We start from the raw sequence: 21,633 nt of genomic DNA, 5'->3' as shown, positions 1-21,633 counted from the left end.
TGAGGAACGAAACCAACGTTTAGGGGGTTTTGTTGGGTAACGCATTGCCTCAACCCAACCTACGAATATTCTAGTCTATTGTTCTACAAGCCATACAGGGCGGCGACTCGTTCATCTATTTCTTTCTCCCATATTTCACAGTTAACGCCTTTTGCGTCTAGGCATTTTTGGACTAGTTGAGATATGGCTTGGCGTTCTGTAGTGGAAGCGTTGGGGATGGGAATTTTTTCAACATATTGGCGTTTGAAACGCAAGTAACCCCCAGCCCCTTCCCTACTAGCGTTGGGGAGTAAGATTCTAAAGCTTCTTTCTTAAAAGGAGAGAGGTTAGAGTGTATTGCATATACGAGAAACGCTATAGGTAAGCTTGTAGCGGGAAGGAAGTAATAATAAAATTGCGTTCAGTCGGTGAATTCGCTAAAAAATTTGGTATGTTACTCATGCTCAGACGCTTACGCAACCGTAAAATTTTCTCGGTGGCTATGCTTGTGCTTGTTATATGCTTTACTCTGTTAAGTGTGCGTTCATTTGGGCAAAGAATTATGACATCAGCACCCCAATTGCTCACCGACCCATTTTTACAACTGCCAACTGAAACCTCAGTGCAAGTAGTTTGGTTTACTGAGTTTGCTGGTGTTAATCACACAGTAACTTACGGGGAAAATCTTAAACAAACTGCTAAGGCAAATACTACCAAACTCACTCGCACTCGTGAAGACCAATACTCAAGAGTTGCAAACCAAATCAAAGATGGCCAAGTTTATCAAAAACCCGTCTGGCGCGATATTTGGCGACATGAGGCTGAGGTGACTGGGTTAACTTCTGGTTTGTGGGTAAATTATCGCATTACGAGTGTGCGAGAAGACGGCGAAACTGTTAGCAGTGATGTTTTTAGCCTCGCAGCTACTCCAAAACCGGATACACCACTAAAAATTTTACTCACCTCTGACCATCAGTTAAAGCCGATGACATCTGCAAATCTGCAAAAGGTGGTAGAAACAGTTGGACGGGTTGATGGAGTGTGGTTTGCTGGTGATTTAGTAAATGTTAGCGATCGCGCCTCAGAATGGTTTGATGATAATAGTGGTGGTGCGTTATTTCCCGGTTTACAAGGTCGTGCTAAATATGAAATGACGCACTATGATGTTAAGACTACCTACACTGGTGGACAAATTATTCAACATGCACCCATGTTTACTTGCATTGGCAATCATGAGGTGATGGGGCGATTTGCCAGGATGGAAAGTTTAAATGATGAATTTGATGATACAATTCCCCGTGCCGTCGCTCAAAAAATCTATCGGGACAAATCTTTAATAGATAATTCTTTTAATACTAATACCTACGAAGAGATTTTCTCTTTACCCAAAAGTAAAGAGGGTGGAAAAAGATATTATGCAGTTAGCTTTGGCGATGTGCGTTTGGTAGTACTTTACGCTACGAATATGTGGCGAACTCCCAGTTTAAATGGAAAGCATAGGGGTAGATATCAGGAAGCCGAAAAGGATTTAAATAATCCTGAAAATTGGGGTTATGGGCAGGTGATTTATGAGCCAATTGCTAAAGGCAGCAAGCAGTACAATTGGCTAGAGGCAGAACTCAACAGCCCTGAGTTTAAACAAGCAAAATACAAAGTTGTGATGTTTCATCATCCGCCTCATACTTTGGGTGATAATATAGTTCCTGCTTATACAGAACCAGTTCAAATAATTGAACGGGATGATAATAATATTAAAGCAGTGCGTTATGAGTACCCAAAAGACGCAGATTATATTATCCGCGATGTTGTTCCTTTACTAGAAACGGCTGATGTGCAATTGGTATTCTATGGGCATTCCCATTTGTGGAACCGCTTTGTTAGTCCCAGTGGAATGCACTTTCTAGAAACATCTAATGTGGGTAATACTTACGGCGCTGCTTGGGGTGACAGAAAGCGAGAAGTGCCAATTGGATATCAAGAGGATTATGTTAAAGTTGGTGATCCTAATGGGTTAGAACCGATAGTGCCAACAATTTCCCCTTTGTTGGGTGAAGATGGGAAGCCGATGCCTTATATTGCGAGTAATGATATTACGGTTTTTAGTATCTTTGATACGGGGACGGGTACGATAAGTAGTTATCGTTTTGATACTCGCAAGCCTGATTCGGAAGTATTGAAGTTTGATGAGTTTAAGTTGAAATAGTGTAATAAGAGAAATCTAGGTTACGCATTGAAAACCTGAAACCTCGTTTGCGTAGCGTGCGCGAAGCGCACTCCCCCTTAAAAAGGCTTGTCATTACATTACTCTCATTTGTTAAATCTTGGGCTTGGTTACTATTCCCGCCTCGGAATAAATTCCTCTTGCTTATAGCTTGCATTCCTCTCAAGAGGACTAAATACAAAATTTTCAGCCATGTAGATGACTATCATAATTGAAAACCTGAAACCTCGTTTGCGTAGCGTGCGCTTCGCGCACTCCCCCCCTTAAAAAGGCTTGTCATTAGATTACCATCATTTGTTAAATCTTGGGCTTGGTTACTATTCCCGCCTCGGAATAAATTCCTCTTGCTTATAGCTTGCATTCCTCTCAAGAGGACTAAATACAAAATTTTCAGCCATGTAGATGACTATCATAATTGAAAACCTGAAACCTCGTTCGCGTAGCGTGCGCTTCGCGCACTCCCCCTTAAAAAGGCTTGTCATGAGATTACCATCATTTGTTAAATCTTGGGCTTGGTTGCCATTCCCGCCTCGGAATAAATTCCAAGGCTAATAGCTAAAGTCCTCTCAAGAGGACTAAATACAAAATTTTCAGCCATGTAGATGGCTATCATATCTAAAATGGAGAATTTTAGTCCACGCTTAGTGGACTTTAGCTATCAGCCTAGAACTTCAGTTCTGGGCGGGATGTCGGGTGAGTGCGATACTGTAAAAAAAGGGGGGGATATCTTCTGCGTAAGTCCTAAGATCATAGACTAGCGATCGCATCGGCAACTAGCTTAGAAACAAAGGGCAAAATTGCCTGACTCTTAGCTTGCGCTTTCCCTTCAGTAAATACTACTAAGAGGTAAGGGCGCTGTTCTGGTAACTCAATATACGCGGCATCATGGCGAACTTGACTTGTCCAACCTGCTTTTGACCAAATTTGAGCATTTTCAGTCAGTCCACTACCTAAAAAACCTGTTACCTGATTTTCCTCGGTGTCAGTGGGTAAATCGTTGAGAGGACGTTTGAGTAAAGCCATCATAGCTTGCGATCGCACACTTGAAACCGCCACCCCACCTACAATACTATGCAGTAACCTGGCGATCGCATTTGTGGTCAACATATTGCGATTTTCCAGTAACTCTCCCACAAACGCCCGTTCTCGTCCATAAGGGCCATCACCCCAAGTTTTTTGACAGACGTTAATTGTCTCTATTTCTTCCCAACCCAAAGATTGGTAATAGCGGTTAACAATATTACGCTGATATTTCCACGTTTCAAAGGGCCCAGTTGGCAATTCTGGCCCTGATGTGGTACCACTCAGAATATCCACAACCAAGCTGGTAGCATCATTACTAGAATCTACAATCATATCGCGCAAAGCTCTTTCCAACTCTTTGGAAGTTTGAGTCATGCCTTTTTCTAGCCATTCATTTACCGCCACCAGGTAAAATAGCTTGACTATACTAGCGGGATAAATCCGTTCAACACCGCGATAAGTGAAACCACGAACTGGATGATCCCAAAAAGCGTTGGGAGTCAGCGCACCACCAGTATTTACTAGCACTGGTGGATCATAAACAACCCAAGTCAGGGCAATTTGATTCCGGGCTAAAGTTGGAAATGCTGCCCAAGTTGCATCTAAAATGCCATTACCAATATTTTCAAGTTGTTCGTCTTTATTGAAAAAAATCATTCTCTAATAATGTCCTTTAATCTAAAATCCAAAATCCAAAATCCAAAATCAGGGGAGTATCAGTGTTTAGCTGACCTGAATTTATATGATTCTCCTGAATGTACGCGTTTAGCAACTCAAGCTGCATCTGGGAGACATTTATGGGTAACATCAAATCATCAAAATTTAGCGGTTGAGGTGTATTTGTCTGAGGATGACTATCCGGGATGGGTATCCCTTTCAGATTTTGATTCATTACAATCTGCTACTGTACATTATCAGGCTGCAACATTTTCTGAATCTGAAATTAAAAAACTGCTAGCGGAGGTCATCGCCTTTACCCAAAAAGCGATGCAACAATCCAATTATTACCTTTGGGGTGGTACGGTTGGGCCAAATTATGATTGTTCTGGGTTGATGCAGGCGGCGTTTGCTTCGGTGGGTATTTGGCTACCTAGAGATGCCTATCAGCAGGAAGGATTCACTCAACCAATTACTATTGCAGAATTAACCGCCGGGGATCTGGTATTTTTTGGAACTAGCCAAAAAGCAACCCATGTCGGGCTTTATTTGGCGGATGGTTATTACATCCATAGTTCTGGGAAAGATCAGGGACGGGATGGGATTGGAATTGATATTCTCTCGGAACAGGGAGATGCTGTTAGTCAGTCGTACTATCAGCAGCTGCGAGGTGCTGGTAGAGTTATCAAGAGTTACGAACCACAGAGACGCTGAGGGCGCTGAGGCTTATGAGGAGTGGGAAGGTTTATCAAGGGTTGAGTGAGGAAAATGGGGCGATTTCAGCTATTGTCCCAGATGTTTCGGTGGTGCTGCCGATACATGATGAGGTGGAAAGTTTGCCGCTTTTACTAGAAGCGATCGCATCTACTTTATCTTCTAGTCAGATAAATTATGAAATCATCTGTGTGGATGATGGTTCTACAGATGGTTCTGGGGAATTCCTCAAGAAGGAGGCGCAAATCCGCACAGATTTAAAGGCGGTGATTTTGCGTCGCAACTACGGACAAACTGCGGCGATGGCTGCTGGATTTTATTATGCAGTCGGTAAAGCGATCGTCACTTTAGATGCTGATCTCCAGAATGACCCGGCTGATATCCCCATGTTATTAGCAAAGCTGGATGAGGGTTACGATTTGGTGAGTGGTTGGCGGCAAAAACGCCAAGATGGTGCTGTAAATCGGTTACTTCCTTCCAAAATAGCCAATTGGCTAATTCGTCATACTACTAGCGTGAATATTCATGACTATGGCTGTTCGCTGAAAGCATATCGTGCAGAACTGTTGGCAGATATGAACCTCTACGGAGAATTACACCGATTTTTACCTGCTTTGGCTTACATCGAAGGAGCTAGAATTACTGAAGTACCAGTGCGTCATCATGCCCGTCGCTTTGGTCGCAGTAAATATGGGATTTGGCGGACATTCCGGGTGTTGATGGATTTGTTAACCATTCTGTTTATGAAAAGATTCCTCACCCGCCCGATGCACGTTTTTGGGCTGTTGGGCTTGATTTCAATGGTTTCGGGGACAGCGATCGGAATTTACTTGACTTTCGTCAAATTGGCTTTGGGTGAGATGATTGGCAATCGCCCTTTGCTGATTTTGGCAGTTCTCTTGCTGGTAACTGGAGTACAGTTATTTTGCTTCGGTCTTTTGGCAGAATTACTCATGCGTACATACCATGAATCCCAAGGGCGGCCTATCTATCGCGTGCGAGAGGTGGTAGCAAAAAAGGTTAAGTAAGGTAACAATGGGCATTGGGCATTGGGCATTGGGCATTGGGCATGAGTAAACAGTCAAGAGTAAATATTGGTTTACTCCAAACTCCAAACTCCAAACTCTTGTACAGACGCGATTAATCGCGTCTCTTTTGACAAAAACCTCATTAAATAGCATCTACCTTGAAAGCATTTAATACCTTTGATACCGAACTGCGACGCAACCTGCTGATTTTATTTACAGCAGGTTTATTATTCTGGTCGAGCATATCTTCGCTCTTACCAACCCTACCGCTTTACATCGATCATGTGGGCGCAAGCAAGCAAGAAATTGGGATTGTGATGGGCAGTTTCGCCATTGGTTTATTGCTATCTCGCCCGATGCTGGGACGATTAGCCGATGAACGTGGTCGAAAAATTACCTTATTGATTGGTACGATAGTAGCTGCGATCGCACCCTTTGGTTACTTGGCAACTCAATCTCTTGGGTTATTAATCCTGGTGCGGATTTTTCACGGCATTAGTGTTGCCGCTTTTACCACTGGCTACAGTGCCTTAGTCGCAGATTTAGCTCCCACTGAAACTCGTGGCGAAATCATTGGTTACATGACCCTAGCAACTCCCCTTGGTTTAGCAATTGGCCCTGCCTTGGGTGGGTATTTGGAAGCTACAAGTAGTTACGGGATATTATTTCTCTTCTGTGCCGAATTGGGTTTTGTCGCTCTCTTGGAGATTGTACAAGTCACGAATCCGCCAGTACAGACACAACAGCAAACTGAGGGAAACGATCGCAACTTTTGGCAAATTTTGGGCAGTCCAGGAGTGAGAGTTCCAACGATAGTTATGTTGTTGGTTGGTTTGTCCCTCGGTGCTGTACATACTTTTGTGTCGTTATTCCTCAAATCCACTGATGTAGACTTCAATGGCGGACTGTTTTTTACAGTTGCGGCAATTTCTAGTTTTAGTATCAGAGTCTTTGCTGGTAAGGCAAGCGATCGCTTTGGTCGTGGTTTATTTATCACCTTTGGTATTTTTTGCTACGTTTTAGCCTTAATACTGCTGTGGCAGGCTCACAGCGCGATGTTTTTCTTACTGGCTGCAATCGCTGAAGGTGCTGGTGGTGGTACACTCATCTCCATGATGGTCACGATGATGGCAGACCGCTCACTGCCACAAGAACGGGGTCAAATTTTTGCTATATGTATAGCTGGACTTGACTTGGGAATTGCGATCGCTGCTCCTCTTCTGGGTATCATCGCAGAACAGGTAGGCTACCGCGATATGTTTGGCTACGGTGCTGCGATCACTTCTGTTGCACTTGTTCTTTTCCTTACCCTGTCGAGCAAAAACCTATCCAACTCCCTGCGCTTTGCACTAGGTCTAGCTCCAGATGCCTACGCCTTGAAAAACTTAAAAGTTAGGAGTGATGAAATTTAACTCTTCACTCCTAACTTTCAACTGTTAACTTTTAAAAACGGGCGAGGAGGGATTCGAACCCCCGACACCGTGGTCCGTAGCCACGTGCTCTAGTCCACTGAGCTACACGCCCTCACCGACAATCTATATTAACACGTTCTAACTAAATGGCGCAAGATAATTTTTCATCTAATTTTGCCAACTTAACCCATCTAGATCAACACGGACAGGCGCAGATGGTAGATGTGTCTGATAAAGCACCCAGCGTCCGTCAAGCAGTAGCTGCGGCCAATGTGCGAATGCTGCCAGCAACCTTCGCCGCCATTCAAGCCGGAAATGTTCCAAAAGGGGATGTATTGGCAACTGCAAGATTGGCTGGGATTATGGCAGCCAAGCAAACAGCCACTTTAATTCCTCTCTGTCATCCGTTGCCTTTGCAAAAAATCGCAATCGAAATTATACCCGATCCCCAACTACCTGGTTATCAAATTCAAGCCACAGTCAAAACCAAAGCTGAAACTGGTGTAGAGATGGAAGCCTTAACTGCCGTTTCTGTGGCTGCCCTGACTTTATACGATATGGCAAAAGCTTTAGAAAAGTCGATTCAAATTGAATCAATTCGTTTAATCAGTAAGAGTGGCGGGAAATCAGGAGATTATTAAGAGCCAGAGCAATAAGCTACTCTATTTTGGGGCATTGGGGATTGGGCATTGGGCATTGGGCATTGGGCATGGGTATTTGTTATTAATTCTTCTCCCCCTGCCTCCCCTGCCTCCCCTGCCTCCCCTGCTTCTTCCCCCACTCCCCACTCCCCAGTTATGGAAGATTATCAGGATCAATGCCGAGATTACGCAAATATGCTGCTAACTGTTCAGCGCGTTGACGTTCTTGTTCAGCACGTTGACGTTCTTGTTCTAGCAATAACTCAGCCTGTTCTGCCCGTTGATTGAGTTCCAGGGAATTCAAAAACCTCTGTCCATCTGGACGGTAAATTACTAACTCTCCAAGGCCTGTTTGAAATCTAATTCCTAAACGGGGACTAAACCAACCATCCATTTGCCATAGCTTATTCAAATGGTTATTTTGCCGTAACCAGCCATCTAGCTGAAAACTTTCAGGGTCGTATAAATAATATTCTTCAACACCGTATGTATCGTAAAACTCCAGCTTACGCTCCATCTCCTTGGTATCATTACTATAAGAAAGAATCTCAAAGACTACTTGTGGTGGAATATTATCTTCTTGCCACTGACGATAAGAACGACGTTTTCCCTTTGGTCTACCGAAGACAACCATCACATCAGGTGCAGTGGGTGTAATCAGCCGAGAACGGACAGGATACCAAAGCAAATCTCCCGCAATCAAAACATGATCATTATTAGCAAACAGAATCTCTAAATTCTCCTTAATCAGGACAATCCAACGATATTGCTCTGTGTTGTCTGCCATTGGTTTGCCGTCGCTATCTGGATAGAGGAGATCGGGGTCTATTTGCTCAAAGATCGTCATAGAATTTAACCCATCGGCTCTTGACTTTCAATTCGATTATGACTGGTTGTAAGGGTCTAATAGCAACCACTGCCACAAAAACCTTAGAATAAATAGGGTGAATTTAAATCTGTAACAAATATTTATGCCTCCTCGTTGGCCTCGCAAACCCGATCGCAAAGACCCTGATTACCGCAAGATCGATGACCGGATGAATTTTGCTGTGCATGTAGCGATCGCTGCTACTATCAATTCTGGCTTGTGGTTTTTCCACATATTGAAAGACACTACTTGGGAGTGGCTGCCTTGGGTGACTTTAAGTTGGACAGGAATAGTGTTGGTGCATCTGATTTATATTAGTGCGATCGCTAACTACACCGAAACTCCACCAAAATCCACCTGAAGATGGATTACTCATGCTGGGGCGATTGTAACCTCTGGTAGTAGGATTAGGCTGTTAATTGAGCCATAATGTAAAAAAGCCTGAGATTTCGCACTTTTTCTTAATGTAGGGTTATTTTTATGGCTAAGACTAACACCACAGAACTACTAGAAGCCCTAGCAGCTGAAATTGGCGAAAGCGTCTACATAGACGTTGCCAAATGGCATCTTTATTTATCTAATGCCAAACTGCATACAGTTGTTGCCGAGCAACTGTATCCCTTAATTACTTCCAACGCTGTCAATGAAGACCGAGTTTTACAAGTCTTGGGATCGATTCCAGTAAAAATTGGCGGCGGGAAACGTGAAGTTCCTTTAATCGATTTACTACCCCTGCAATGCCAGGTGAATTTAGTAGATATTTTGGAAAAATATCAACGTGATTTCTAATCGCTAAAACCAAGATTATCTTAGTTGGACAATTTTATTAATCAGCATTCCCTGATTCGATTTTAGCTTCGGGATTAAGTAGATATTTGCTGTGTCTATTTTATAAAAACGAACTCCACAGATACACAGAGATAAATCTTGTGTAATTTATGTGTGGATATCTAATAAAAATTTCCTTTAACAATTAAGGAATTTCCGCGTTCAAAATCCGTTGAGATTTGAGCGAGTTTATATTGAGACTCGCTTTGAACTTCCATGCAAACTCATTGAGGCAATTTCTATGCTTTTACAAGTCAAAGATAGTGGCGAATTGGTAAAGATTGTTGAAATTCAGGAATTAATTGACCCGAATAATGATGTTGTTCACGCAAAAGACCAAGAAGGTCAAGAAGAACAGCAAGCTGAAACTTTTAAAAAAGAAAATCTCGTTTTTCCTTCAGGTGAAGTTTTACCACGCTGTTGGTTAGATGCTGACTATAGACACGACAACGCTTAATGATTTTAAAATCAGATAATTTGTAATAGTAGGGTAGCACATCTGTGCTACCCTACTATGTGCCGGATTATAACGCAGCTTTTTCTTCTACCGTCACTGTTTCATTCTCCTGAAATTTAGGGAAAAATGTCTTAGTAATCCAGTCAGTTAAGATGTGAGACAGTAATCCCATAGGGCCAGCAAACAAACACAGTGCAAGGGAGTGAATTGTCCAAATACCTGTTTTTTGCCCTTCCCAATAAATCCAGCGACCGACGAATAAATCCATCACTAAAAAATGAATCCAACCCGTTGCAGCAGCCGTTTCATCTGTAAAAAATCGCGCAATATCGGCTAATTGGGGATTCGATAAAGCTTGGGCATTTTCTGGCGTAATGCTGTTGATAAACAAATACACATACGCTCCAGCTAAAATCACAAAGGGCAAATATGATGACATAATCTGCCGTGTAACTTTCCAATTTGGCAATAAAATCATCAACGCCCAAAAAGGCAATACGAAAAGATTGGCAACGTTAAATAGTTGAGAGATAGTCATACTTTTGTAAAATGAAGAGTGAGGGTTTAAGTTAGGAGTTAAAAGTTAGGAGTTAGGAGTTAGGAGTTAAAAGTGAAAAATTAGGAACTTTTAGTTATTAGTATTGTTTTTTATTTTTAATTAACTAATACAGAATAGCGGAATAAATTTACCATTCTAAGTTGCTCCAAGCCGCGTAATAATCAATAGGCAAGGGGCAAAATCCCCTTGTTAAAGGTAGGCAAACTTCCGCCACAGTGTACTAGTTATTCCTAACTCCTCTACAGACGCGATTAATCGCGTCTCTACTCCTAACTCATAAAGCTACAAGTCGTGATTCTATTTCTGAAGACTTCAAATCACGACCGATCAAAACTAAGCGGGTTTGCCTGGCCTCTTCGGGTTTCCAGGGGCGATCGTAAAATTTATCAAATCGAGTTCCTACGCCTTGCATCACTAGGCGCATGGATTTATTTGGCACTGCCACAAAGCCTTTAATTCGGTAAATTTCTTGTTCTTGTGCTAATTTCTCTAACTGCTGTTGCAACTTTTCTGGATCAAATGTACGATCCAAAATTAAATTAGCTGAGGTAATTTCTTCGTCGTGGTTGTGGTCTTCTTCTGTATCGTGATGACTGGGACGAGAATCTAAATTGTCTTCCACTGCGGCTTGGAATCCTAATAATATAGATGCATCGAGTTGAGAACGATTGCTCTCGACAATCTTCACCACTCTGGGCAATTCTTGCTTAATCAATTCCTCAACTCTGGCTTTTGTCTTTGCATCTACCAAATCAATTTTATTTAACACCACTAAGTCTGCACAAGCAAGTTGGTCTTCAAACAGTTCTTGCAAGGGTGTTTCATGTTCTAGACTATCATCTGCTTGGCGCTGGGCTGCGATCGCCTCTGGATCGCTAGCAAATGTCCCTGCTGCTACCGCCGCACAATCTACCACGGTAATCACAGCATCCACAGTGGCGGCGTTGCGAATTTCTTGCCAGCGAAAAGCCTTCACCAGTGGTTTTGGCAAGGCTAAACCAGAGGTTTCAATCAAAATGCAGTCGATGCTATCCCGCCGCTTGATTAACTCTTGCATCGTCGGGTAAAACTCTTCCTGCACGGTGCAGCATAAGCAGCCATTGGTTAATTCAAAGATATTAGTGTCGCCCTCACCATCTTCCGGGCAAACTTGACAGGATTTTAACAATTCGCCATCAATACCGAGTTCGCCAAATTCATTGACTAAAACGGCAATGCGGCGTCCTTGATTGTTTTGTAGCAGGTGGCGAATTAGACTGGTTTTTCCACTACCTAAGAAGCCTGTGATCACTGTGACAGGAATTTTCGTAGCCATATTTTTGCCTGATTTACTCAGTATGGTAAGTTTTAGAGGTTACAAACTTAAATACTGAGATTAAGCTTGGTTTGAAGATTGACTTAGTTATTTTACAGCTATTTTCAGGTAAATTAACTCGCTATTTAGGGGCACAGCAAGGGCAAAATTTAACCCATCTTTGATCAGATGGGTTAGGAAGATAGGTGATGTTGAATTATGCCTAGATTGCATCCACCAATTCAAAACGTATCCGTTTACCAACCACTCTGGCAGCACGCTCAATGGTGTCTAAGGATACAGATGAGTTATTGGGGTCTAACAGCCGATCAAGAGATGATCTGCTAGTTTTCATCTCTTTTGCCATTGCTGCCTTATTCAACTTTTTTTCTTCCATTGCTTTGCTAATCTGCCATGCAATAACACGTTTAGCAGCAATTAGGTTAATTTCTTCAAGTGTCCCTTCCTCTTCAAGAAGGTCATCAAGAGACGAACCAACATGTGGATTTTTGTTCATCTTTGCGCCTCCGGTTTTTGCTTGCGTTCTAAGGCTAACTCCAATTCTTTTTGTGGAGTTTTCTGAGTTTTTTTGATAAACCCATTGAGAAGAATCATTTTTTCGTCATAAATGCAAAACAACACACCAGCTTTTCGACCTTGAGGTAAATTTGTACGTACCTCAAATAGCCCTTTACCCATTGGACGGCAAGTTGGCATCCCAATTGGCCATCCAATCTCTACTGTTTTAATATCAGCACCAATTAATTTTCGATCTTCTTTGTCTAAGTCCTTTAACCAATCACGAACCGGTTCTGTACCATTTTCGTTTTTATAGAACTGTGCAGGAATTCGTTTTTCTTCCATTTATATCAAATTTCTCTAAAAATACATAAACCTGCAAAAGCAGATATTGTAGCTTTACAGAGCTATGTTTAATTAGATAAATTTGACATCACATTACTCTTGTACCTTTTTTGGTACTAATAGTCAACAGTAGACATAAGTTACTTTTCACCCATTTACTCTAAGGGCGATCGCCCCAATCCCCCAATCCCCAATCCCCAATGCCGTCAAGCCAGCGTCGATGGAATCATACCAATTTTAAAAAAGAATGTCACAGATACGTAACCGCTCAATAATCCGGGGTAAATCACTCAGTGACAAGGCTCAAATGGCGTAAAATCATTCCTCAACTTGTAGTTCGCCCCGATTTATTGAGCGGATACACAGATAACAGATACAAACCTGAAAACCAGATTAAAAATAATTGAGGGGCAATCTCCCCATGTTTGCTTTCACCAATAGAAAGCAGTCACAAGGCTATTGCCCCTAAATATTTTGAGCGTTGATTGCTCTTTCCCCAGAAACACTTATGAATTATCCTTCATCAGGCTATCTGAACTTATGACTCCACACACCATACTCCGCAATCTCAACACAGTTACTCAGCAGTGACGAGTTCAGTGCTGCCGCGTGTCCGTCGCCGTGTGAGGCTGTTGTAAAGCATTACCCCGATCGCCTTGATCAAATTGCCTTCCAATTCTTGGAACATCATCATGTTCGTGCCAAAGGCGGCGTTAGCTTCATCAACTATGCGATCGGTTGTCGCCTCGTCGAGGGGTAATTCATCCAAAGTTTGACGATATTTGGCTTTGAATGCCTTCTCATCAGGAATCTCTGGAAACTCATAAAAGGCTGTTCCTTGCCCATCAGACAAATTCATCGCCGTTACAGCAATATTTTTGAGAATTTGTCCCCCGGATAAGTCACCCAAGTAACGAGTATATGAATGAGCGATTAACAGTTCCGGTTCTGTGGCAGATATTTCTCGAATGCGCTTTACATAAGCTTCACCTGCGGGAGATAGCTTGATTTGCTCTCTCCAGTTAGCACCAAAGTAATAACTCAGGTCTTGCTCTAAGGTATACTTGCGGTTTAGCTGAGGAAAGTTAATTTTAGAGAGAATTGGGTGCTGGCGATGCTTTTCCATTTCCTCTTCCATCGCTGAGTAGACGAAGTAGAAATTAGCAACAAGTTTCCGGTAAGAGTTTTTCTCGACTACTCCTCTTAAAAAGCACTTGACAAAACCTACATTTTCTGCCATTGTGTGGGCTTTCTTAGTGCCTACACGTAATTTGGTTGCTAAATTGCTGCTCATGCTAAATTTCTCAACTTTTAATAAAGTTAACTGCCGAAGTTTTAATTCACTAACGGCTAAAAAAGCCATTAAAACGTTACCTTAAAACTATTTGATGAGAATTTATATTAAAATTTTTTAAGTTCAAATAATATTGTATTTTTTTACACGATAAATAGACTCAGTGAATATAATTTTACATTCTAGCGTTTTGATATTTTTGTTGGTATTAGCTAAATTTCGCTTTCATTCTCAGCTTTACAGAAAAACACTTGTGATTAAACACGGATTATATTTGTTACAACTGACTCTCGGCTGGTAGCATTGCAAAGTGTAAACTAATACAGATAAAAATCAAAACTAGGTTGAGGGCATAAAAGGAATAATTAGCTAAGATGTGAAGACTTTACTGATAATGTAAAAATCAATACTGGCTTCATGAAAACTTTACAATAAAAGGGCATAAATTACGTATTATTACGTAATAGGAGCTTGATTTAGAATGAATTTCTAAAGAAAAAAAGCATGTCGAAATTGCTGAATAAAGTCTTAGGTGCTATTTTTCAGTGTGATTGTGTGGAGTGTTTAAAAATATGGTTTCATCTATAACTCGGACACCGGGCATTTCTGGGGGTTCTGCTTCCGAAGTTGATGCATTGGGCAAAGGCATTGAGAGCAGTTTTGCACTGAATTTAATCCCATTACCAGCAAATCCCTTATTTGGTACAGATGGGATTCGCGGACGAGTCGGAGAATTACTAAGTGCGCCCCTAGCATTACAAGTTGGTTTTTGGACGGGGATTGTTTTACGTAACCATGCAACTCAAGTAGGGCCAGTCATTCTTGGACAGGACTCTAGAAACTCTAGCGATATGCTGGCAATGGCTTTGAGTGCAGGGTTAACAGCAGCAGGATTAGAGGTCTGGTATTTGGGATTATGTCCCACTCCTTGCATTGCCTATCTCACCAGCATCAGTGATGCCATCGGCGGAGTGATGATTTCTGCCAGCCACAATCCCCCAGAAGACAATGGGATTAAGATTTTTAGTGCGAATGGTGGAAAGTTACCGCAAATATTGCAAGCAGAAATTGAAGCCGGACTGCGTGGCAAGATATCACCGATCGCTAGAGTTAGTAATTGTGGACGGCATTACTCACGTTTTGAGTTAGTGGGACATTATGGCGAGGCGTTGAAAAAACCCTTGAATGGTGCCCTAAATCTTCAGGGAATGAAGATTGTTTTAGATTTGGCGTGGGGAGCAGCAGTAGGATTAGCACCATCAGTATTTAGAGAAATGGGGGCAGAGGTGATCTGCTTACATAACGAAGCAGATGGCGATCGCATTAATGTTAACTGCGGTTCCACCCACCTAGATATTCTTGCAGCCACAGTACAAGAACACAACGCCGACATCGGTTTTGCCTTTGATGGCGATGCCGATCGCGTCTTAGCGGTAGACAATACTGGCAGGCAAGTTAACGGCGATTACATTCTCTACCTATGGGGACGCCACTTACAACAAAATCACCAACTGCCAGACAACCTGATTGTATCTACAGTCATGGCCAACTTAGGCTTTGAGAAAGCTTGGCAAAAAATTGGGGGTAACTTAATTCGTACCGCAGTCGGCGACCAATATGTGCAAGCCGAAATGCAGCGAACTGGGGGAATGCTAGGCGGCGAACAATCAGGTCATATTCTTTGCCGTCATTATGCTGTTACTGGAGATGGCTTGTTAACAGCATTACATATAGCAGCTTTGGTGAGAAAGGCGGGTGTTCCCCTTAGCGAATTAGTAGATCAAAGCTTCCAGACCTATCCACAATTATTGCGGAACGTGCGAGTTGTTGATCGCGATCGCCGTTTAGGATGGCAAGATTGCCAACCTGTGCAACAAGCGATCGCTCTTGCTGAAGCTGCAATGGGTGATTCCGGCAGAATTTTGGTTCGCGCCTCTGGTACAGAACCAGTAATCAGGGTTATGGTGGAAGCTGCCAATGCCGAACTTACCAACTACTGGACAAATGAATTAGTTTCAAAAGTCCAACAGCATCTGATGGACTAAATTAGCTATTATCTCAGCTTTTAACAAACGTCAATACCTTACAGCTTCTACAAATTAACTACCCTTGGTTATCTGTAGAAGCTGTGGCATTTATATTTGTATTGTTAGATCATGCCCGCCCAATTAATTGTCAACAAAACTCACTGCATCCGCATAATCAGTACTGACATTAGTTTAACGTGTTATTATTTACTTCAAGATTCTCTTAGCTATTTGTTTTAAGATAATATAATGCTTGTTTTTATTATCCCACTTAAAAGTGCTAAAGTTTCCAACTCCTGGGAGCGTGTCACCCAATCATTTGAAAGATGCATCAAATCAATTTGCAATCAAACCTGTTCTGATTTTCACGCTATTGTCGTTTGCCATGAACAGCCAAAAATAGATTTTAATCATCCCCAAATTACGTACATTACAGTTAATTTTCCTCCTCCCAACGAGACAAACCCTATAGCTAGAGGAGACACAGATAAAGGGCGAAAAATCTTGAAGGGATTAATGTATGCTCATCAATTTTCTCCAACTCACACTATGGCAGTTGATGCAGATGATTGCATCAGTAACAAATTAGCCGCATTTATTAAGCAACATCCTAACTCTAATGGATGGTTTATCAATAAAGGTTATAAATATAAAGAAGGTAGTAAATATATATATATTAAAAGAAAAAATTTCTATTCAATGTGCGGCACATCCAATATTATCCGATATGACTTAAATTTTTTACCAGAAAATGCCGAATATAATCGCGGTTATGGATACTACAAATATTATATAGACCACGGTAAAGTCAGAGGCGTATTAGAAGGCAAAGCTAAACCTATTGAACCATTACCATTTCCCGGAGCAGTTTACATTGTAGAAACAGGAGAAAATCTTTTTTATGGTTCAATGAAGTTAAACTTCAATATTTTTGATCGAAAATCCCTAACTCAATCAGTTAAGGATGAATTCGGCTTGTACACGCTATAGCCATTGCAATCCATTTGTATGTAAGCTATAGATTATTTTTTAAGGCTGATAGGCTACAGCGCCACTATGCCGAAATCAAAGTCAAAAAATCAAAAATCAAAAAAACAGGGTGAAAAAGAAGCTTCTAGTCTTAGCCTCAAAGAACAGTTAGCCCAAAAGCGCAAAGCAGCCCAAGCACGTAAAGAACTCACTAGCTTAGTCACCACCGCCACCTTTGCCAGTGTCTTAGTTGGCATTCTACTTTTTTTCGTAGGTGGAATAAAAGTGGCAGTCCCTGGCGTCTTAGGGATATTCATCATATCCCTTTCCTACAAATACCCGCGTCAAGCGCTATATGCCTTCATCATTTACGTACCTATTGGGGGTACTATCACCTACTACTTGGGCAATAGTCCCATACTCCAATTAGCTAAAGATGCCTTTTATGTTCCAGCCCTAATTGGACTTTGGCAGACTTGTCGTAAACAGGGGCTACCCCTAATTATTCCCCAAGGCATTAAAACCCCACTTTATATTGTCTTGGGTTGTAGTCTGCTAACGCTGTTGTTTATCAATGGTGGACAGCAGTTTAACCCGCCTAGTGTAGGACTATTGGAAAAAGCACCCCAAGAAATACCATTAGGCATGGGCATTCTGGGACTGAAAGTATTTTTAGGCTATGTCCCCCTACTTGGTTGTGCCTACTATCTAATTCGAGATAAGCGGGATTTTCTATTTTTATCGCGCCTCCAGATTGTCCTAATACTGATTTGCTGTGTGTTGGGATTTATTCAATACCTGTTACTACTAACTGGTGTATGTCAAGGCACTAGAGGTCTTGAAGGAAATGCCCTATTTGTCACATCACTAGAAGCCCGGTGTTATTTTGGTGGAGCGCTCTTATATAGTCCCGAAGAAGGAGTCATTCGCCTACCAGGGACATTTGTAGCTCCTTGGCAGTGGGCATGGTTCTTAATTTCCAGCACCTTTTTTACCTTTGCCACCGGCTTCACCGACCCCTCCCCAATATGGCGACTGATCGGTTTAGGTACTTTAGTAACAGTCTTTATTAATGCTGTAATCTCTGGACAAAGAATCGCCTTAGCTTTAGTACCAATCTGCTTCGGGATTTTGCTATTGCTCACTGGTCAACTTGGCAACCTTAAACGATTTATCCCCATAGGGATAGGACTTGCCCTAGTTCTGGGAATAGCAATGGTGACTAACCCTGATGTAGTGCAACAGAGAACCGAGAGTTTTACAGGTCGATGGGAAGCTTCACCACCTCAAGATTTTATCGTCCAGCAATTTGAAGAGAATTGGAAAAACGTAGACGGCCCACTGGGAAGTGGTTTAGGACGAGCAACTAACTCTGCCCGCGTAATGGGTAAAACTAAGCTGGTGGAAACCTACTACCCCAAAGTACTTTTTGAAGTTGGAATTTTTGGAGTGCTAGCTTTTCTGGCTTTGGTAACAAGTTTAACAATTATTGGCTTTAAAACCTATCGCTCCATAAAGAACCGTAATTTCCGCAGTTACGGAGCAGCTTTGTGGGTGTTTATATTGTTTATTAGCTACAACACCTACTACTATCCTCTGGATGTTGATCCGGTTGCTGTCTATTATTGGTTTTTTGCGGGAGTTCTTTTTAAATTGCCAGAACTGGAGAAACAAGATATAGAAGATGCCAACCCTCAGCAAAAAAACCAGAAAAAACGTCTAAAAACAATTTAAATGAAATAAAAATGGCAAAAGTTATCATAGGAGGTCAAAAACACCTCAGCATTCCAAACCTACCTCGAAATTCTCGGCATACACTTATCCGCCCCAAGCCTTTCCCCGCAGGCAGATATCCTATAGATAAAATTTGGTATCCTTTAGGCAGCTTTATGGCCTGGCAACCTGTATGGGGAAGATACCAGGCTATTCATTCTTTCAACAAAATTTTATATACAAACAAACCTTGGTTTCTCACCTTTGAGGATCATCGTGTTTTATATAGAAATCCTCAAAATCAAGGCGAAGCTGTAATTTATGAGTTATTAAATAATCGTTTAGCGCTAGATAATTGCCAAAAAATTATCGCTATTTCTGATTATGCCAAGTTGAGATTAATTAACCGGATACAAGGTTGGAAAATAGAACAAAAAGTAAGTAAAAAATTAGATGTTATTCATCCAAATTTTCCAGTTAGGGTTAACCAATCAAAGCTTTATCAGCAACAGCAAAATCTCCAGCTTGTATTTATAGGAAATCACATTGCCCGCAAAGGCGGAGTTGTTGGTTTAAGACTCGCTAAAAAAGCTGAGAAATTAGGTTTACCTATTACTTTACATATAATTTCAGAACTGGGACATGGTTCAGGAGTGCCGACGGATTTCCCCGATCGCACCAAATATGTAGAGGATTTAAAGTTATTGAATTTAAATAACGTTGTCTTTCATAAAAATATTCCTAATGAGAAGGTTATTGAATTATTATCGCAAAGTCATTTTCAATTAATGGCAACATTGCATGATACTTACGGCTATAGCATCATAGAAGGTTTTTCAGTTGCAACTCCTGCGATTACAACAAATGTATGCGCTTTACCAGAGTTTATTCGTCATGGCGAAAATGGCTATATTTTACAGTTACCAATTAATGAAATTAGGCACTGGAGTAATTGGCTACATGGAGAAAAAACTAAAACTAATGAATATTGGGAAATTTTAAATAGCACTTATGATTATTTGGCAGAGCAAGCATTGCAACAAATAATTCAATTTCTTGATAGAAGTGATAAGCGAGAACATTACGAATTTTTAAGTGCAGGAGCGTTAGCTCAAGCGCAAATTGTGCATAACTCTGAAAAGCAAAATGAGTTATTTGATGATCTTTATGCAGCAGCAGGAGTTTGAACAAGAATTCAGAATAGGACTTACGCAAAAACCCTCTCAAACTCTCATTCCTCCGTGACGCGCCAGTTGCTTCAAGTCTCTTAACCGCAAGGGCGCACTGGCTTCTCTGCGCCCTCTGTGGTAGCCTGCGGCAAGCCGATGCAGCGTCTACGTTTTCCGTTACCCGTGCGTAAGTCCTACAGAAGTCAGAATTCAGGAGCCAGAATCAAGACGCTCGTTCCGACGCTCGTTCCGACGCTCGTTCCGACGCTCGTTCCGACGCTCGTTCCGACGCTCGTTCCGACGCTCGTTCCGACGCTCGTTCCGACGCTCGTTCCGACGCTCGTTCCGACGCTCGTTCCTCGCTAACGCTACGCTATCGCTAACGCTACGCTATCGCTAACGCTACGCTATCGCTAACGCTACGCTATCGCTATCGCTAACGCTACGCTATCGCTAACGCTACGCTATCGCTAACGCTACGCTATCGCTAACGCTACGCTATCGCTAACGCTAACGCTACGCTATCAGTTGGGGATTCAGACTCACCACTGATTGAAGAGCGCTAAGTAAGTAGGCGAGAATAAATTAAAGAAAGTTAAGTAATGTAAAAAATATTGAAATTACTTCTTAGTGAGGACTTTAGTGCTTATTTGAGGACTAAAGTCCTCACTACGAACCTTTAATTATTTACGCCGCTCTACTTAAATCTGCATATTTAGTGGGGGTACAAAAACGCCGCTTATTCATCCGCCAGTCATACAGAATACCCAACTGAATTATGACGACTGACGCATGTATTCTGTTTCGATAAGGTTATTATCAAAGTAGAAAAATCACTTAATAAAAATCATGGATAATTGGCCATTAATTACTGTGGTTATCCCGACCTATGGTCGAGAGGAAGCCCTACGGGATAGCATTGTAGATGTTTTGAAACAAGACTATCCAAATTTTGAAGTTTTAGTAGTAGACCAAACCCCAAAACACCAGCCAGAAATTCAAGCCTACCTAGAAGAGATGGCGGGGGCAGGTAAAATTAAGTGGTTGCGCTTAGATTGGGCAAGTTTGCCAGGGGCGCGGAATTATGCAGTGCGGCGGTCATCTGGTGAAATAATATTATTTATTGATGATGATGTTCAGCTAACCCCAGAATTGTTAGCAGCCCATGCAAAAAATTATTTGCAAAATCCAGAAGTGGGGGCTGTAGCCGGCCGCGTATTTGACAGAATGAAATTGGGTGATTCTGGAGGAGATTTACAGATTGAATATCTGCCTCCCCAAGCTATGGACCCAGGAATTGCTTGGTATCATATTGATTTAGTACATACCATCAAACCTCAGCAAGTACTGACAGCGAGGGGTTGCAATATGTCATTTCGCCGCGAAATCTTTACTAAGTATGGGCTAAGGTTTGATGAGAGGTTTCGTGGTAGTGCAGTACGCGAAGAGTCAGATTTTTGTTTGCGGGTGCGACAGACGGGGTATAAAATTTGGTACGACCCAGAAGCCCATTTGGTGCATTTAGGCGAAGAAACAGGGGGTTGTCATGATATTAGTATGCGATCGCTCAAATATCAACTCACCTTTTATCACAACCATTTCCTACTAGGGCTGAAAAACCTTACTGCTACTCAAGCTTTACGCTTATACGCCCGTTTATTTGACTGTCATGTACTGGGACGCCCACCTTGTCACAAAAGCGGTTCCCCCATCAAAATTGCCACTCGCACTATTTTCTACACTTTGGGTTTTTTCAAAGCCTTGGGTACTGTCATTGAATCACTATGGAACGATGGTCAAATTTACAGCCGATTGGATGAACAAGTTTAGTTAGGAGTTAGGAGTTAGGAGTTAGAAGTTAGGAGTTATGAGTTAGGAGTTAGGAGTTAGTGAATAACAAAGAATAGCTGACAAAG

22 protein-coding genes and 1 tRNA gene are annotated in these 21,633 nt (G+C 41.9%); 13 read left to right on the top strand and 10 right to left on the bottom strand.

The features are described from left to right. Positions 1-83 precede the first annotated feature (83 nt). Entirely contained in the window at positions 84-254 is a 171-nt protein-coding gene (locus LC586_RS00555; protein ID WP_229482465.1) for a hypothetical protein, read from the bottom strand. 287 nt (positions 255-541) lie between these two features. On the opposite strand from LC586_RS00555, the gene LC586_RS00550 reads away from it, so the two are divergent. Then, on the top strand, positions 542-2,182 hold the full coding sequence (locus tag LC586_RS00550; protein WP_229482464.1) for a purple acid phosphatase family protein: 1,641 nt from the start codon (positions 542-544) through the stop codon (positions 2,180-2,182). 765 nt (positions 2,183-2,947) lie between these two features. Here the strand turns inward: LC586_RS00550 and LC586_RS00545 are convergent. Then, a complete protein-coding gene (locus tag LC586_RS00545) occupies positions 2,948-3,880 on the bottom strand; it encodes a serine hydrolase (RefSeq protein WP_229482463.1) in 933 nt (310 codons plus the stop codon). 9 nt (positions 3,881-3,889) lie between these two features. On the opposite strand from LC586_RS00545, the gene LC586_RS00540 reads away from it, so the two are divergent. From LC586_RS00540 to LC586_RS00530, 3 genes are all read left to right on the top strand, one after another. Continuing rightward, complete coding sequence (locus tag LC586_RS00540) at positions 3,890-4,594, top strand: C40 family peptidase (protein WP_229482462.1); 705 nt, start codon at positions 3,890-3,892, stop codon at positions 4,592-4,594. Positions 4,595-4,608: 14 nt separating this feature from the next. Continuing rightward, positions 4,609-5,622: a glycosyltransferase family 2 protein gene (locus tag LC586_RS00535; protein ID WP_229482461.1), complete on the top strand. Its 1,014-nt coding sequence runs from the start codon at positions 4,609-4,611 to the stop codon at positions 5,620-5,622. A 158-nt stretch (positions 5,623-5,780) separates the two neighbouring features. Beyond that, entirely contained in the window at positions 5,781-7,034 is a 1,254-nt protein-coding gene (locus LC586_RS00530; RefSeq protein ID WP_229482460.1) for an MFS transporter, read from the top strand. 38 nt (positions 7,035-7,072) lie between these two features. On the opposite strand, the gene LC586_RS00525 is transcribed toward LC586_RS00530, so the two are convergent. Beyond that, positions 7,073-7,146, bottom strand: a tRNA-Arg gene (locus tag LC586_RS00525). Between the two features lie 34 nt (positions 7,147-7,180). Here LC586_RS00525 and moaC point away from each other — a divergent pair. Continuing rightward, positions 7,181-7,675 carry a cyclic pyranopterin monophosphate synthase MoaC gene (moaC, locus tag LC586_RS00520; RefSeq protein WP_229482459.1) on the top strand — a complete coding sequence of 165 codons (495 nt, stop codon included), beginning with the start codon at positions 7,181-7,183 and terminating at the stop codon, positions 7,673-7,675. On the opposite strand, the gene LC586_RS00515 is transcribed toward moaC, so the two are convergent. Together LC586_RS00515 and LC586_RS00510 are read right to left on the bottom strand one after the other, a co-directional pair. After that, complete coding sequence (locus tag LC586_RS00515; protein ID WP_229482458.1) at positions 7,672-7,815, bottom strand: hypothetical protein; 144 nt, start codon at positions 7,813-7,815, stop codon at positions 7,672-7,674. The genes moaC and LC586_RS00515 overlap by 4 nt on opposite strands. Positions 7,816-7,829: 14 nt before the next feature. Next, positions 7,830-8,522, bottom strand: coding sequence for a Uma2 family endonuclease (locus LC586_RS00510; RefSeq protein ID WP_229482457.1), 693 nt, complete (start codon positions 8,520-8,522; stop codon positions 7,830-7,832). Positions 8,523-8,646: 124 nt separating this feature from the next. Between LC586_RS00510 and LC586_RS00505 the strand changes: the two genes are divergently transcribed. The 3 genes from LC586_RS00505 to LC586_RS00495 all read left to right on the top strand — a co-directional run bounded on the left by LC586_RS00505 (position 8,647) and on the right by LC586_RS00495 (position 9,828). After that, complete coding sequence (locus tag LC586_RS00505; RefSeq protein ID WP_229482456.1) at positions 8,647-8,904, top strand: hypothetical protein; 258 nt, start codon at positions 8,647-8,649, stop codon at positions 8,902-8,904. Between the two features lie 119 nt (positions 8,905-9,023). Then, positions 9,024-9,332 carry a DUF3181 family protein gene (locus LC586_RS00500; RefSeq protein WP_229482455.1) on the top strand — a complete coding sequence of 103 codons (309 nt, stop codon included), beginning with the start codon at positions 9,024-9,026 and terminating at the stop codon, positions 9,330-9,332. A 280-nt stretch (positions 9,333-9,612) separates the two neighbouring features. Beyond that, positions 9,613-9,828 (top strand): acetyltransferase, encoded by a 216-nt coding sequence (locus tag LC586_RS00495; protein ID WP_229482454.1) that lies wholly within the window; start codon positions 9,613-9,615, stop codon positions 9,826-9,828. A gap of 67 nt (positions 9,829-9,895) precedes the next feature. Here the strand turns inward: LC586_RS00495 and LC586_RS00490 are convergent, their stop codons facing one another. The 5 genes from LC586_RS00490 to LC586_RS00470 all read right to left on the bottom strand — a co-directional run bounded on the left by LC586_RS00490 (position 9,896) and on the right by LC586_RS00470 (position 13,839). Continuing rightward, positions 9,896-10,366 carry an ABA4-like family protein gene (locus tag LC586_RS00490; RefSeq protein WP_229482453.1) on the bottom strand — a complete coding sequence of 157 codons (471 nt, stop codon included), beginning with the start codon at positions 10,364-10,366 and terminating at the stop codon, positions 9,896-9,898. Positions 10,367-10,661: 295 nt separating this feature from the next. Continuing rightward, a complete protein-coding gene (gene cobW, locus LC586_RS00485; RefSeq protein ID WP_229482452.1) occupies positions 10,662-11,702 on the bottom strand; it encodes a cobalamin biosynthesis protein CobW in 1,041 nt (346 codons plus the stop codon). Between the two features lie 202 nt (positions 11,703-11,904). Further along, the gene (locus LC586_RS00480; protein WP_229482451.1) at positions 11,905-12,198 is read right to left on the bottom strand and encodes a helix-turn-helix domain-containing protein; all 294 of its coding nucleotides are present in this window, start codon (positions 12,196-12,198) and stop codon (positions 11,905-11,907) included. Continuing rightward, on the bottom strand, positions 12,195-12,545 hold the full coding sequence (locus LC586_RS00475) for a type II toxin-antitoxin system RelE/ParE family toxin (protein ID WP_229482450.1): 351 nt from the start codon (positions 12,543-12,545) through the stop codon (positions 12,195-12,197). Before LC586_RS00475 ends, LC586_RS00480 begins: the two co-directional genes overlap by 4 nt. Positions 12,546-13,122: 577 nt before the next feature. Further along, on the bottom strand, positions 13,123-13,839 hold the full coding sequence (locus LC586_RS00470) for a biliverdin-producing heme oxygenase (protein ID WP_229482624.1): 717 nt from the start codon (positions 13,837-13,839) through the stop codon (positions 13,123-13,125). 572 nt (positions 13,840-14,411) lie between these two features. On the opposite strand from LC586_RS00470, the gene glmM reads away from it, so the two are divergent. From glmM to hpsN, 5 genes are all read left to right on the top strand, one after another. Beyond that, positions 14,412-15,884 carry a phosphoglucosamine mutase gene (gene glmM, locus LC586_RS00465; RefSeq protein WP_229482449.1) on the top strand — a complete coding sequence of 491 codons (1,473 nt, stop codon included), beginning with the start codon at positions 14,412-14,414 and terminating at the stop codon, positions 15,882-15,884. 231 nt (positions 15,885-16,115) lie between these two features. Next, the gene (locus LC586_RS00460) at positions 16,116-16,856 is read left to right on the top strand and encodes a glycosyltransferase family 2 protein (RefSeq protein WP_229482448.1); all 741 of its coding nucleotides are present in this window, start codon (positions 16,116-16,118) and stop codon (positions 16,854-16,856) included. Positions 16,857-16,922: 66 nt separating this feature from the next. Beyond that, the gene (hpsL, locus tag LC586_RS00455; protein WP_229482447.1) at positions 16,923-18,569 is read left to right on the top strand and encodes a hormogonium polysaccharide biosynthesis protein HpsL; all 1,647 of its coding nucleotides are present in this window, start codon (positions 16,923-16,925) and stop codon (positions 18,567-18,569) included. An 11-nt stretch (positions 18,570-18,580) separates the two neighbouring features. Beyond that, the gene (locus tag LC586_RS00450; RefSeq protein ID WP_229482446.1) at positions 18,581-19,735 is read left to right on the top strand and encodes a glycosyltransferase family 4 protein; all 1,155 of its coding nucleotides are present in this window, start codon (positions 18,581-18,583) and stop codon (positions 19,733-19,735) included. An 831-nt stretch (positions 19,736-20,566) separates the two neighbouring features. Continuing rightward, positions 20,567-21,547 carry a hormogonium polysaccharide biosynthesis glycosyltransferase HpsN gene (gene hpsN, locus LC586_RS00445; protein ID WP_229482445.1) on the top strand — a complete coding sequence of 327 codons (981 nt, stop codon included), beginning with the start codon at positions 20,567-20,569 and terminating at the stop codon, positions 21,545-21,547. Positions 21,548-21,633: the final 86 nt, after the last annotated feature.

It is taken from the genome of Nostoc favosum CHAB5714 (genome assembly GCF_020829495.1).
GTDB classification, from domain to species: Bacteria; Cyanobacteriota; Cyanobacteriia; order Cyanobacteriales; family Nostocaceae; genus Nostoc; species Nostoc favosum.
Note: the sequence above shows the minus strand (reverse complement) of the source record. Positions and strands in the feature narration are given on the sequence as shown.

What these genes read in the sequence shown, in the direction of transcription:
- LC586_RS00550 (WP_229482464.1), top strand. Translation starts at nt 542, where the DNA reads ATGACATCAGCACCCCAATTGCTCACCGACCCATTTTTACAACTGCCA.
- LC586_RS00495 (WP_229482454.1), top strand. Translation starts at nt 9,613, where the DNA reads ATGCTTTTACAAGTCAAAGATAGTGGCGAATTGGTAAAGATTGTTGAA.
- moaC (WP_229482459.1), top strand. Translation starts at nt 7,181, where the DNA reads ATGGCGCAAGATAATTTTTCATCTAATTTTGCCAACTTAACCCATCTA.
- LC586_RS00535 (WP_229482461.1), top strand. Translation starts at nt 4,609, where the DNA reads ATGAGGAGTGGGAAGGTTTATCAAGGGTTGAGTGAGGAAAATGGGGCG.
- LC586_RS00500 (WP_229482455.1), top strand. Translation starts at nt 9,024, where the DNA reads ATGGCTAAGACTAACACCACAGAACTACTAGAAGCCCTAGCAGCTGAA.
- LC586_RS00545 (WP_229482463.1), bottom strand. Translation starts at nt 3,880, where the DNA reads ATGATTTTTTTCAATAAAGACGAACAACTTGAAAATATTGGTAATGGC.
- hpsL (WP_229482447.1), top strand. Translation starts at nt 16,923, where the DNA reads ATGCCGAAATCAAAGTCAAAAAATCAAAAATCAAAAAAACAGGGTGAA.
- LC586_RS00450 (WP_229482446.1), top strand. Translation starts at nt 18,581, where the DNA reads ATGGCAAAAGTTATCATAGGAGGTCAAAAACACCTCAGCATTCCAAAC.
- glmM (WP_229482449.1), top strand. Translation starts at nt 14,412, where the DNA reads ATGGTTTCATCTATAACTCGGACACCGGGCATTTCTGGGGGTTCTGCT.
- LC586_RS00510 (WP_229482457.1), bottom strand. Translation starts at nt 8,522, where the DNA reads ATGACGATCTTTGAGCAAATAGACCCCGATCTCCTCTATCCAGATAGC.
- hpsN (WP_229482445.1), top strand. Translation starts at nt 20,567, where the DNA reads ATGGATAATTGGCCATTAATTACTGTGGTTATCCCGACCTATGGTCGA.
- LC586_RS00490 (WP_229482453.1), bottom strand. Translation starts at nt 10,366, where the DNA reads ATGACTATCTCTCAACTATTTAACGTTGCCAATCTTTTCGTATTGCCT.
- LC586_RS00470 (WP_229482624.1), bottom strand. Translation starts at nt 13,839, where the DNA reads ATGAGCAGCAATTTAGCAACCAAATTACGTGTAGGCACTAAGAAAGCC.
- LC586_RS00475 (WP_229482450.1), bottom strand. Translation starts at nt 12,545, where the DNA reads ATGGAAGAAAAACGAATTCCTGCACAGTTCTATAAAAACGAAAATGGT.
- cobW (WP_229482452.1), bottom strand. Translation starts at nt 11,702, where the DNA reads ATGGCTACGAAAATTCCTGTCACAGTGATCACAGGCTTCTTAGGTAGT.
- LC586_RS00540 (WP_229482462.1), top strand. Translation starts at nt 3,890, where the DNA reads ATGTCCTTTAATCTAAAATCCAAAATCCAAAATCCAAAATCAGGGGAG.
- LC586_RS00505 (WP_229482456.1), top strand. Translation starts at nt 8,647, where the DNA reads ATGCCTCCTCGTTGGCCTCGCAAACCCGATCGCAAAGACCCTGATTAC.
- LC586_RS00460 (WP_229482448.1), top strand. Translation starts at nt 16,116, where the DNA reads ATGCTTGTTTTTATTATCCCACTTAAAAGTGCTAAAGTTTCCAACTCC.
- LC586_RS00480 (WP_229482451.1), bottom strand. Translation starts at nt 12,198, where the DNA reads ATGAACAAAAATCCACATGTTGGTTCGTCTCTTGATGACCTTCTTGAA.